Below are 12,407 nucleotides of genomic sequence, written 5' to 3'. Positions count from 1 at the left end.
AAATGAATGAATTATTATTAATGCGTTTACATGAAGCAATACTTATTCTATACATGATAAGTATTGCTTGTTATTTCTTTGACTTTGTAGAGAAGTCACCCCGACTTAAACGTTATGGATATTTATTATTACTTAGCGTATTTGTTTTGCAGTCAATTTCAATTATCTTGTTTATTTTTATAGTGGGGCGGATTCCTATAGAAACGATCAATGAAGGTTTCTATTTTTTTACGTGGCTCATAATTTTGATATCATTAATATTATCTAAGGTAATTCGAACAGAGTTTTTTATCTTTTTGATGAATTTAATAGGATTCGTATTTATGATGATTCATACGTTTCAACCTTTAGATCTTTCTACTGGAACAACTGTTTCACATATGATGAATGAACTATTGTGGATACATGTTACACTTGCAATAGTTTCTTATGTCATGTTTTTAATAGCTGCTTTGCATGCCGTGTTATACTTAATACAAATGCACCAATTAAAACAAAAGAAATTTAATCATAAATTTTTCAGAATAAGTGATCTGGAAAGTTTGAATCGATTTGTACAAATATTCTCGATAATTGGCTGCGTTATGTTAATGATTTCATTAATATTAGGCATTTACTGGGGAATTACTTTTGAAGGGAAATCCATCTGGACGGACTCTAAAGTGTTAGGTTCACTGTTACTACTTATCGGTTATTCCGTATATATATTTTTACATCAAAAAAACAAGTTGATGATGCATAGATTGATGGATTTTAATATCGTGTTATTCTTATTATTACTCATTAATTATTTAATCATTTCTCGTTTTTCAGGATTCCACCAGTTATTCTATTAATATTTGGAGGCTAATATGAAAAAATTTATCGTTGGTTCTAGAAGAAGTCAGCTTGCACTTACTCAAAGCAAGCAGTTTATCGCTAAACTTAAAGAAAAGAATCCAGGCGTTGAAATAGAAATTAAAGAGATTGTGACTAAAGGCGACCAGATTGTTAATGTGCAATTATCTAAAGTTGGTGGAAAAGGATTGTTCGTTAAAGAAATTGAAGCTGCGCTTTATAATAAAGAAATTGATTTTGCGATTCATTCTTTAAAAGATGTACCAAGTGTATTGCCAGAAGGGCTCACATTAGGTTGTATTCCAGATAGAGAAGATGCACGAGATGCATTTATTTCTAAAGGACACGTTAAGTTATCTGACTTAAAAGAAGGTGCAATTGTAGGGACATCGTCTTTACGTCGTGGCGCTCAAATATTAAATTTATACCCACATCTTAATATAGAATGGATTCGTGGAAATATTGATACACGACTTAAAAAGCTTGAAACTGAAAACTTTGATGCCATTATATTAGCTGCGGCTGGACTTAACCGTATGGGTTGGGGTGAAGATATTGTAACAGAATATCTTGATCCTGAAACAATGCTTCCAGCTATTGGGCAAGGCGCTTTAGGGATTGAATGTCGTATTGATGATTTAGAGACGCTTTCATTACTTGCTACCGTTCACAACAGTGAAACTGAAGTATGCACACAGGCAGAGCGCGAATTTTTAAAACTTATGGATGGCAGCTGTCAAGTACCGATTGCGGGACATGCAGTAATGTCTAATGATGAAATTACTTTTACCGGTCTGATTATGTCTACTGACGGTAAAGAGAAATATAAAGTAACTGAATCAGGTACTGACCCTGTTGCATTAGGTGCGAAAGTAGCTGATGCCATGCAACGAAATGGTGCACAAAAGATTATCGAAACTTTAAATAATACGCCAAAATCAAATTAGAGGATGGTAACCATGAAGCCAATTGTATTGATGACAGATAGTAAATTGTATAAGGATGAGCGCGTTGAAATTATTCACCTACCGTTTATCGGTGTTGAACCTCTTCCTGTACAACCTACACGTCAGCACTATGATTGGCTTATTTTTACGAGTAAAAATGCAGTAGAAATCTTTTTTAAACTGTATGCTCATGTTACTTTTGAAAATATCGCTGCGATAGGAATAAAAACAAAAGAACATATTGAACATTACAATCATAAAGTAGCATTTATGCCGTCTCAATTTAATCAGGAAAGTTTCATCGATGAAATGGATAATATATTTTGTCACAGTACAGTGTGTTTACCTATTTCAACAGAAGCGAGACCGAAAATGTATGAAGCATTGAAATCTTTGGCGGATGTCGATAGAATTGATTTATACAGACCTGTAAAAATTGATGAAAATATTAATTCAGCATTACAATTGATGCGAACACAGCAGGTAGACTGGATAACTTTCATGTCACCATCTAGTGTTAGTGCGTTTGGTAAACAGAAATTAGAACAGTATATATCTGTTATGGCGATTGGCCATGTCACGAGCAGTGCATTAAATCAATTAAATATTGAGCATTATGTAAGTCAGTTTGAAACGAAGAAGAGTATGATTGATACTATATTGAATATAGAAAACAAGAGAAAAGGTGGATTATAATGAATTTTGATAGACATAGACGTTTACGTTCTTCAATTAATATGCGAAACATGGTAAGAGAAACGAGTATTGCGAAGAGAGATTTAATCTATCCAATATTCGTCGTTGAAAAAGACGATGTAAAAAATGAGATTACATCAATGCCGGGGATTTACCAGTGGAGTTTAAATATTGTTGAAGAAGAAATTAAAAATGCATATGATTCAGGAATTCGTGCAATTATGTTTTTTGGCATCCCGAATCATAAAGACGAATGTGGTACAGGCGCATTTGATGATGATGGTGTTATTCAGAAGGCAACACGTTTAGCGAAGTCATTATATCCGGATTTACTCGTATTAGCGGATACTTGTTTATGTGAATATACAGACCATGGTCATTGTGGTGTGCTAGATGATCATACACATGACGTCATCAATGATGAAACGTTACCCCTTCTTGTTAAAACAGCAGTTTCTCAAGCGAAAGCGGGCGCAGATATTATTGCGCCAAGTAATATGATGGATGGATTTGTTGCAGAAATTCGTAAAGGTTTAGATGAAGCTGGCTTTATTAATATTCCGATTATGAGCTACGGTATTAAATATGCGTCAGCATTTTACGGTCCATTCCGTGATGCAGCTGAGAGTGCGCCAAGTCATGGTGATAGAAAGACATATCAAATGGATCCGGCAAATCGCCTTGAAGCACTACGTGAGCTACAAAGTGATGAAAAAGAAGGTTGCGACATGATGATTATTAAACCAGCTTTAAGTTATTTAGATATTATTCGTGATGTACGTAATAATAGTAATCTTCCGATTGTTGCATATAATGTCAGCGGAGAATATTCAATGACAAAAGCTGCTGCAGCAAATGGCTGGATAGATGAAGAACGCGTTGTAATGGAACAGATGCTTTCAATGAAACGTGCTGGTGCAGATATGATTATTACTTATTTTGCGAAAGACATTTGTAATTACATCGATAAAGGAGAATACTAATATGAATTTTAATAAATCACATGATGCATTCAAGTCAGCTATAGAATTAATGCCTGGAGGCGTTAACAGTCCAGTGCGTGCATTTAAAAGTGTAGATATGGATCCAATATTTATGGATCACGGTAAAGGTTCAAAAATATATGATATCGACGGCAATGAGTATATCGATTATGTATTAAGCTGGGGACCGTTAATTTTAGGTCATGCTGATGAAAAAGTTACGGATGAACTTCAAAAAGCTATCTTGAAAGGTAGTAGTTTTGGTGCACCTACAACACTGGAAAATGAAATGGCAAAACTTGTGATTGAACGTGTGCCGTCAGTTGAGATGGTTCGTATGGTATCAAGTGGGACAGAAGCAACCCTCGCTGCACTTCGTTTAGCACGCGGATATACCGGAAAAAATAAAATATTAAAGTTTATCGGATGTTATCACGGACATAGTGATTCATTATTGATTAAAGCAGGATCTGGTGTAGCAACGCTTGGATTACCTGACTCACCAGGTGTACCTAAAGGAACTGCTGAGAATACCATTACAGTTCATTACAATGATTTAGATGCAGTTCAAGTTGCTTTTGAAAAATATGGTGATGATATTGCGTGTATAATTGTAGAACCAGTAGCCGGGAATATGGGAGTTGTACCTCCTGTAGAAGGATTCTTACAAGGATTGCGTGATATTACGACACAATATGGTGCATTACTTATCTTTGATGAAGTGATGACAGGTTTTAGAGTAGATTATAATTGTGCACAAGGATACTTTGGTGTGACACCTGATTTAACGTGTCTTGGAAAAGTTATAGGTGGAGGACTGCCTGTTGGGGCTTTTGGTGGTAAACGTGAAATTATGGAGAACATCGCTCCAGCCGGTAGTATTTATCAGGCGGGAACGTTAAGCGGTAATCCTTTAGCTATGACAGGTGGATATTATACTTTAAGCCAATTAACTAAGGAGAGCTATGTGCACTTTAATCAATTAGGTGATCAGTTAGAAAAAGGATTATATGAGGTGTTTAATAAACATAACGTACCGATTACTGTAAATAGAGCAGGCAGTATGATTGGTTACTTCCTGAACGATGAAAAAGTGACGAACTTTGAAATTGCTGCTCAATCAGATTTGAAATTATTTGCAGCGATGTACAAGGAAATGGCGAATAATGGCGTGTTCTTACCACCTTCACAATTTGAGGGGATGTTTATGTCTACACAACATAGTAGCGATGATATTGATAAGACGTTAAATGCATTTGATATGTCCTTATCTAAAGTCAAAAAATAAAAAATTAAATACGAAAATTTAAATATAAATATTTTTGAAAAGGAACAATAATCGATTGTATGTGATTATTGTTCCTTTTTTATTATTATTGTAATTTGAAAGAATATAGTACAATATATTTTATTGAATATATTGAAAATTTCTTTCGAACACTGTCTGCTACAAATTAAAAATGAAAAAAAGTGCATTGATATTAAAGGTTTTTGGGCACTTTTTGAATTTTTTTTGAGCAAAAATGTTTATAACTATGTTTTTAAGGTTATCTTACTTATGTAATTAATTTTCAATTACATAAAAACAATTTGTGGAGGTAGTTATCATGTCAAACAATAGAAACGATAATAACAGAAATAATCAAGACAGAGATGTAATTTATAATTCAGAAACTGATCGTAACAAAACGCACGTTACGCATCAAGCAGACGGCGACACTTACAAAGATGGCCGTAAAGTTCGTGAAGGTGAACATCATGATAAGGTCGTAGTTGAAGAACATGACCGTGTACGTCATGATCACATCGAACGTGAACCTAAGAAGAAAAGCCCATGGGCATGGTTATTACCATTATTATTACTTGCTTTATTAGCAATCTTAGCGTTAAGTTTCTGTAATAATAAAGATGATAATGATGATAAAGACAAAACAGATACAGAAACAACTACTGAAGAAAAAGCAACGACAGAAGAAGAAACTACTGAAGATGCTACAACTGAAGAAGCTTCAATCAAAAAGTTTGATCTTGCAACAATCACAAACTTTGATTTAGCTGCTTAACATAATTAATTAACAGGACTCGATATGAGTCCTGTTTTTTTGTTATAAGCAATTTATATGTGTTTTTTTTTATTCTTCTATATATTAATAGTAACAAATGTTATTTTATCGTATTAAATTTGATGGAAGTGTTTTTTATGAGTTATTTATTATTATTTTTAATCAGTATTACTTTTAGTCTCATATTAGCTCAGATAGGTATGATACTACCATGGTTATTTGGTCCGATTTTAGCTACGATAATGCTCAGGAAATTTACCGCCTTAACATATAGGTGGCCAAAGTGGCTTGGTGATATCGGATTATATATTCTTGGCGCGCAAATTGGTGTATCTTTTACGAAAGAAATTTTTGTAGATATTGCTAATGATTTCTGGTCTGTCATATTTTTAAGTTTAATGATTATTCTTTGTGCTGTTGTTATTTCATTTTTATTTAAACGCATTGTTAATTGTACAACGGAGACTGCTTTACTGGCGTCCATTCCAGGTGCATTAAATCAAATGATCGTAATGGCAGAAGACAATAAAAATGCCAACATCTTAGTAGTAACTCTTGCACAAACGTCTCGTTTATTGTTCGTAATTATGATTGTACCGTTTATTTCTAGTATGACTTCAGACAATCATGAACGTTATCAAATTGATAAAGCAAAGCAGTTATTTGAAGTTGTATCGCTTGATCAAATTGTTATGATTGTTGCGATGATTGCGGCAGGTATATATATTTTAAAGCTTATCCATTTTCCTGTGCCAGATATGTTAGGTCCGACATTTGCCATATTAATCTGGAATTTAAGTACGGGATTAAATTTTACTGTTCCGATGCCATTGATAAACTTTGCACAATTATTGTTTGGTGTACGTATTGGATTACAAATGTATGATTTATCTAGTCAGATAAATAAAAGATTGTTTATAGGGATTTTTGTACAAAATATACTGCTTATCATATGCGCTATTGTTTTGAGTATCGTTATCAATATTTTTACGGATCATAATTTTAACGATGTTTTCTTAAGTGCAGCACCAGGTGGGATGGCACAGATAATCGTGGTCGCTCTTGAGACAGGGGCAAATGTTGCGATGATATCAAGTTATCATATTTTTAGGATTTTTCTTATTTTATTAATTGTAGCGCCAATGATGTCCTGGTATTTAACGCATAGACTGAATAGTGATATAGGCAGTGCTGATTGACAGTTAAATGATAATCTTATACAATATGTTTAACTAAATATTCCTACAGGAAGAGTAGTTAGATGGATATCAAAGAGAGTGCATGGCTGGTGGAAATGCATATTGAAATTTAACGAAGGTAGCCTGACATAAAATGTGCTTTGAACCTAAGTAGAAGTACACGTGTGAGAGCGTTAATCGAAATGAGTGCAGCGTAAGCTGAATTTAGGTGGTACCACGGTTATCCCGTCCTATTGTTATAGGACGGGATTTTTTTGCAGGAAATTTTGGAATATTAATATTGGAGGAATGACTATGGATACAAAATACAATCCACAACAAGTAGAGCAAGGACGTTACCAGGAATGGTTAGATAAAGGTTTATTTAAAGCGACAGAGGACGATCATAAGAAGCCATTTACTATAGTGATTCCGCCACCGAATGTTACTGGTAAATTGCATATTGGACATGCATGGGATACAACTTTACAAGATATTATTACGCGTATAAAACGCATGCAAGGTTATAACACATTATACTTACCTGGGATGGATCATGCCGGTATTGCGACACAAGCCAAAGTTGAAGCGAAGTTACGTGAAGAAGGTATTTCACGTCATGATATTGGTCGTACAAAATTTTTAGAACATACGATGGATTGGAAAGAAGAATATGCAGGTTTTATTCGTGACCAATGGGCGAAACTTGGCTTAGGGCTAGATTATTCTCGTGAACGATTCACCCTAGATGAAGGATTAAGTGAAGCGGTTAAAGAAGTATTCGTTAAAATGTATGATAAAGGTTTAATTTACCGTGGCGAGCGTATTATTAACTGGGATCCAGCAGCGCGAACTGCATTAAGTGATATCGAAGTTATACATGAGGAAGTTGAAGGCGCATTCTATCATATTAAATATCCATATGCAGAAGGTGAAGGATTTATTGAAATTGCAACAACACGTCCTGAAACATTACTAGGTGATACTGCTGTTGTTGTACATCCAGAAGATGAACGATATAAAGATGTAATCGGTAAAACAGTTATCTTGCCAATCGTTGAACGTGAGTTACCTATTTTAGGTGATGATTATGTAGAGATGGATTTTGGTAGTGGTGCAATGAAAGTTACTCCAGCGCATGATCCAAATGACTTTGAAATCGGTAATCGTCATAATCTGGAACGCATCAATGTAATGAATGAAGACGGTACGATGAACGAATTAGCTGGTAAATATGCTGGTATGGACCGCTTTGAATGTCGTAAGGCGCTTGTGCAAGACTTACAGGATGCTGGTCTGATGATTAAAATTGAGAAACATATGCATCAGGTTGGTCATAGTGAAAGAAGCGGCGCGATTGTAGAACCTTATCTTTCAAAACAATGGTTCGTAAAAATGGCTCCTTTAGCAGAGCAATCATTAGATTTTCAAAAGACTGATGAAAAAATTGAATTTGTTCCGCCACGTTTTGAAGGCACATTTAATCGCTGGATGGAAGGTATCCATGATTGGTGTATATCACGTCAGTTATGGTGGGGACATCAAATTCCTGCATGGTATCACAATGAAACAGGAGAATTATACGTAGGTAAAGAAGCACCTATTGATAGTGAAAACTGGACACAGGATGAAGATGTTCTAGATACTTGGTTCTCAAGTGCACTATGGCCTTTCTCTACGCTTGGCTGGCCAAATGTGGATGCAGAAGATTTCAAACGTTTCTATCCGACAAATGTGCTTGTTACAGGATATGATATTATCTTCTTCTGGGTTGCTCGTATGATCTTCCAGGGTATTGAATTTACAGAGACGAAACCTTTTAATGAAGTATTGATTCATGGACTGGTGCGTGCCGAAGATGGCCGTAAAATGAGTAAATCATTAGGTAACGGTGTAGATCCGATGGACGTTATTGAACAATATGGTGCTGATAGCTTACGCTACTTCTTAGCAACGGGATCAACTCCTGGTCAGGATTTACGTTATTCTACAGAAAAGATTGAAGCAACATGGAACTTTATCAATAAAATATGGAATGCTTCTCGATTCAGTATTATGAACATCGGAGAAGATTTTAAAGCGAGCGATATTAAATTAGATGGAAAAAAATCACTTGCTGATGAATGGATTTTAACACGTCTAAATGAAACGATAGAAGAAGTAACACGTTTAGCAGATAAGTATGAATTTGGTGAAGTTGGTCGAGTACTATATAATTTCATCTGGGACGAATTCTGTGACTGGTATATTGAAATGAGTAAAATACCGATGAACGGTGAAGATGAAGAAGCAAAACAAATGACGCGTTCAATTTTAGCATATACGTTAGATTCAATTATGCGAATGATGCATCCGTTTATGCCTTTCGTTACAGAAAGCATCTGGCAGAACTTACCGGTTGAAGGTGATTCGATCGTTACAGCGAGCTGGCCGGAAGTGCGTCCTGAGCTTTCGAATATTGAAAGTAAGAAATCTATGGAACAGCTTATGGAAATCATTCGTGCCGTGAGAAATACACGTAATGAAGTGAATACGCCAATGAGTAAGCAGATTCCGATGATGATTAAGACGAATCATCAGGCAACGACTGAACGCCTTGAAACAGAAAGACCTTTTATCGAGCGTTTCTGTAATCCAAGTGAATTAACAATCAGTACTGAAGTTGATATGCCTGAAGAAGTGATGACTACAGCTGTAACAGGTGGATTGGTTATCTTACCATTAGAAGGTTTAATTGACATGGACAAAGAAATTGAACGATTAGAAAAAGAGTTAAAGAAATGGGCTTCAGAGTTAGACCGTGTAAATAAAAAGTTAAGTAATGAAAAGTTCGTATCTAAAGCACCTGAGAAAATAATAAATGAAGAAAAAGAAAAACAAGCACTTTATACAGAAAAATATGAAAGTGTTCAAGCACGATTAAATCAATTGAACAGGAAGTAATCATATGAATTATTTAGAGAGCTTATATTGGATCCATGAACGTTATAAATTTGGTATTAAGCCGGGCATTAAACGTATGGAATGGATGCTTGACCGATTAGATCATCCAGAGAGAAATATTAATGGGATTCATGTAGTAGGTACAAATGGTAAAGGTTCAACCGTAAGTTATTTAAAGAATGCATTAATTGAAAATAACTATTCGGTAGGAACTTTTACATCACCTTATATAGAAACTTTCAATGAACGTATCAGTCTTAATGGTTTGCCGATTACGAATGATGAAATCGTTGAACTGGTAAGTATCGTAAAACCGGTGAGTGAGATGCTTGACGCCGAAACTGATTTAGGAGTCGCTACGGAATTTGAAATCATAACGATGATGATGTTTGTGTATTTTGGTCAGGTTCATCCGGTTGATTTTGTAATCGTAGAAGCGGGTCTTGGCGCTAAGAATGACTCGACCAACGTGTTCATGCCTATCATGACCATCTTAACAAGTATCGGTTTGGATCATACTAATATTATCGGAGATTCTTATCTGGATATTGCGAAAGAAAAATCTGGTGTAATTAAGGCTGGCGTGCCTTTCGTCTATGCTGTCAAAAATGATGAAGCAAAGGCATATTTAAATTCAGTCGTCGAAGAAAAACACGTAAAAGGTATAAAGTTGGATCGTGATATTCAATGTATTTCAAACGGTAAGGAATTTACGTTCAGATATAAAGACTATGAACTAGAAAATATCGAGCTGAAAATGATCGGTACGCATCAACAGGAAAATGCTTCACTTGCGATTGCGACATTATTAGAGATGTTTGATCGTGGAATGATTATGCTTAATTTCAATAAAATGATCGATGCGATTGAAAACACTACATGGACTGGTCGCATTGAGACTGTTCAGGAGAATCCAACGATTATTCTTGATGGAGCGCATAACAAAGAATCTATTGATGTATTAGTAGATACTATGAAAACATATTATCCTGATCGACGTATCGATGTGTTATTCTCAGCAATTGATGGGAAACCAATCGGCAAGATGCTAAAAGCTCTGGAATCAATTGCCGATACATTTTACGTGACAGCATTTGATTTCCCGAAAGCATTACCGGTTGATACAATATATGAGAATGTAGAGCATGAAAAGAAAGTTAAAATTAAAGACTATGCAGATTTTATTAAATCGTACGATGGAGACTTATTGCTTGTTACAGGAAGTTTATATTTTATCAGTGCGGTAAAAGATAAATTAAAAAAATAATCAATATATTTTTGACAAAGCGTCTATTTATAGATTCTTTGTTTTTTTATGCAGAAATTTCAGAAAATTAGGGAATGGTATTCTAAAGGAGGAATTTATATGGAAAAAAAGTTGAAAATGCCCCATACATATTTTTTATTACTATTGATTGTCTGTGTCGCTGCAGTACTGACATATATTATACCTGCAGGTGAATTTGATAGAAAAGTCGTAGATAAACAAAATATTGTCGTAAATGGGTCATATCATGAAGTGGCACAATCTCCAGCACAGCCAATCGAGATATTTAGAGCTGTTCCACAAGGATTGATTGAAGGCGCGGAAATTATTTTTTACATCTTTATCGTCGGAGGCGCATTTGGTGTTATTCATCGCACAGATGCTATTACAACAGGTGTTAATTCTTTGATGAACCGAATTGGAAAAAATGGTAAATGGTTGATTCCAATAACTATGATTATTTTTAGTATATTAGGATTTTCAATTGGGCTGAGTGAAGAAACGATAATTTTTGTACCGATAGGAATCGCACTTGCTACAGCGCTTGGTTATGATGCGATGGTGGGAGCAAGTATGATTGCACTTGGTGCAGGGATTGGATTCCTGGGAGGCATGATAAACCCTTTCACAGTAGGAATCGCACAGAAGATAGCAGAAGTAAAATTATTTTCTGGTTGGGGTTTTAGAACAGTAGTATATTTACTTGTCCTTATATCTGGGATTGCATATGTGATGTTATATGCAAGAAAAGTAAAAAATGATCCAGGAAAAAGTTTGTTAAATCATATTAATGTTGAAGCACGTAGTACAATGAGTGAGGATGTTTTGAATACTAAATTTGATTCATTTAGAAAGCGACATGCGATCATATTAATATTGCTGACAATAACGATTATTATTAATGTATATGGTATTTTTAAATATGAATGGTTCTTGTCACAAATGAGTGCAAACTTCTTATTGATGGGAATCGTTGCTGGCCTCATCGGAGGGTTAGGCTTAAACGGTACATTTGATGCATTACTTGAAGGGATGAAAGATATTTTATTCGGTGCAATTATCGTAGGATTTGCAAAAGCGATTGTCGTTGTTTTAACGTCAGGAAAAATAATCGATACCATCGTATTTTATATGACTGATTTTATTGATCACCTTCCGACAGCATTTTCAGTCATAGCGATGTTCATAACACAGTTAGTATTAAATTTCTTCATTCCTTCTGGATCAGGTCAAGCAATGACTACTATGCCAATTATGGTACCAATCAGTGATTTACTAGGGATTAACCGACAAGTTGCTGTACTTGCTTTCCAATATGGTGATGCAATCAGTAACAACATCATCCCGACATCTGCTTCTTTGATGGGATTACTTGCAGTAGCGGGTATTCCGTATTCAAAATGGTTAAAATTTGTCTGGAAGATTTCCTTGATCTGGGCTGTAATTTGTCTGTCAAGTTTAATTGTATATACTTATTTTTTCTAGTATTAATA

General features: G+C 35.0%; 10 protein-coding genes and 1 other annotated feature. All 10 genes read left to right on the top strand.

What is annotated here, in order from left to right:
• Window positions 1-2 precede the first annotated feature (2 nt).
• The 10 genes from ccsA (at window position 3) to KFV12_RS08800 (ending at window position 12,399) form a co-directional block, all read left to right on the top strand.
• The gene (ccsA, locus tag KFV12_RS08845) at window positions 3-836 is read left to right on the top strand and encodes a cytochrome c biogenesis protein CcsA (RefSeq protein ID WP_254256592.1); all 834 of its coding nucleotides are present in this window, start codon (window positions 3-5) and stop codon (window positions 834-836) included.
• A gap of 15 nt (window positions 837-851) precedes the next feature.
• Complete coding sequence (hemC, locus tag KFV12_RS08840; protein WP_099580052.1) at window positions 852-1,784, top strand: hydroxymethylbilane synthase; 933 nt, start codon at window positions 852-854, stop codon at window positions 1,782-1,784.
• A gap of 12 nt (window positions 1,785-1,796) precedes the next feature.
• Window positions 1,797-2,480 (top strand): uroporphyrinogen-III synthase, encoded by a 684-nt coding sequence (locus tag KFV12_RS08835; protein WP_254256591.1) that lies wholly within the window; start codon window positions 1,797-1,799, stop codon window positions 2,478-2,480.
• Window positions 2,480-3,463: a porphobilinogen synthase gene (hemB, locus tag KFV12_RS08830; protein WP_111715329.1), complete on the top strand. Its 984-nt coding sequence runs from the start codon at window positions 2,480-2,482 to the stop codon at window positions 3,461-3,463. The genes KFV12_RS08835 and hemB overlap by 1 nt, the downstream gene beginning before the upstream one ends.
• A gap of 1 nt (window position 3,464) precedes the next feature.
• The gene (hemL, locus tag KFV12_RS08825) at window positions 3,465-4,751 is read left to right on the top strand and encodes a glutamate-1-semialdehyde 2,1-aminomutase (protein WP_254256590.1); all 1,287 of its coding nucleotides are present in this window, start codon (window positions 3,465-3,467) and stop codon (window positions 4,749-4,751) included.
• Between the two features lie 319 nt (window positions 4,752-5,070).
• Window positions 5,071-5,526 carry a hypothetical protein gene (locus KFV12_RS08820; RefSeq protein WP_111715325.1) on the top strand — a complete coding sequence of 152 codons (456 nt, stop codon included), beginning with the start codon at window positions 5,071-5,073 and terminating at the stop codon, window positions 5,524-5,526.
• Between the two features lie 137 nt (window positions 5,527-5,663).
• Window positions 5,664-6,725 carry an AbrB family transcriptional regulator gene (locus KFV12_RS08815; RefSeq protein ID WP_254256589.1) on the top strand — a complete coding sequence of 354 codons (1,062 nt, stop codon included), beginning with the start codon at window positions 5,664-5,666 and terminating at the stop codon, window positions 6,723-6,725.
• A gap of 32 nt (window positions 6,726-6,757) precedes the next feature.
• Window positions 6,758-6,961 (top strand) — a binding site (T-box leader).
• 52 nt (window positions 6,962-7,013) lie between these two features.
• Window positions 7,014-9,647 (top strand): valine--tRNA ligase, encoded by a 2,634-nt coding sequence (locus KFV12_RS08810; protein WP_254256588.1) that lies wholly within the window; start codon window positions 7,014-7,016, stop codon window positions 9,645-9,647.
• A 4-nt stretch (window positions 9,648-9,651) separates the two neighbouring features.
• Window positions 9,652-10,914 (top strand): bifunctional folylpolyglutamate synthase/dihydrofolate synthase, encoded by a 1,263-nt coding sequence (locus KFV12_RS08805; protein WP_111715321.1) that lies wholly within the window; start codon window positions 9,652-9,654, stop codon window positions 10,912-10,914.
• 99 nt (window positions 10,915-11,013) lie between these two features.
• Window positions 11,014-12,399 carry a YfcC family protein gene (locus KFV12_RS08800; protein ID WP_111715319.1) on the top strand — a complete coding sequence of 462 codons (1,386 nt, stop codon included), beginning with the start codon at window positions 11,014-11,016 and terminating at the stop codon, window positions 12,397-12,399.
• Window positions 12,400-12,407: the final 8 nt, after the last annotated feature.

Origin of the sequence: Macrococcus epidermidis (assembly GCF_024205965.1) — a bacterium.
GTDB lineage: Bacteria > Bacillota > Bacilli > Staphylococcales > Staphylococcaceae > Macrococcoides > Macrococcoides epidermidis.
Note: the sequence above shows the minus strand (reverse complement) of the source record. Positions and strands in the feature narration are given on the sequence as shown.

Bases quoted from the DNA above. Each gene is read 5' to 3' on its own strand.
- ccsA (WP_254256592.1), top strand. From the start codon at position 3: ATGAATGAATTATTATTAATGCGTTTACATGAAGCAATACTTATTCTA.
- hemC (WP_099580052.1), top strand. From the start codon at position 852: ATGAAAAAATTTATCGTTGGTTCTAGAAGAAGTCAGCTTGCACTTACT.
- KFV12_RS08835 (WP_254256591.1), top strand. From the start codon at position 1,797: ATGAAGCCAATTGTATTGATGACAGATAGTAAATTGTATAAGGATGAG.
- hemB (WP_111715329.1), top strand. From the start codon at position 2,480: ATGAATTTTGATAGACATAGACGTTTACGTTCTTCAATTAATATGCGA.
- hemL (WP_254256590.1), top strand. From the start codon at position 3,465: ATGAATTTTAATAAATCACATGATGCATTCAAGTCAGCTATAGAATTA.
- KFV12_RS08820 (WP_111715325.1), top strand. From the start codon at position 5,071: ATGTCAAACAATAGAAACGATAATAACAGAAATAATCAAGACAGAGAT.
- KFV12_RS08815 (WP_254256589.1), top strand. From the start codon at position 5,664: ATGAGTTATTTATTATTATTTTTAATCAGTATTACTTTTAGTCTCATA.
- KFV12_RS08810 (WP_254256588.1), top strand. From the start codon at position 7,014: ATGACTATGGATACAAAATACAATCCACAACAAGTAGAGCAAGGACGT.
- KFV12_RS08805 (WP_111715321.1), top strand. From the start codon at position 9,652: ATGAATTATTTAGAGAGCTTATATTGGATCCATGAACGTTATAAATTT.
- KFV12_RS08800 (WP_111715319.1), top strand. From the start codon at position 11,014: ATGGAAAAAAAGTTGAAAATGCCCCATACATATTTTTTATTACTATTG.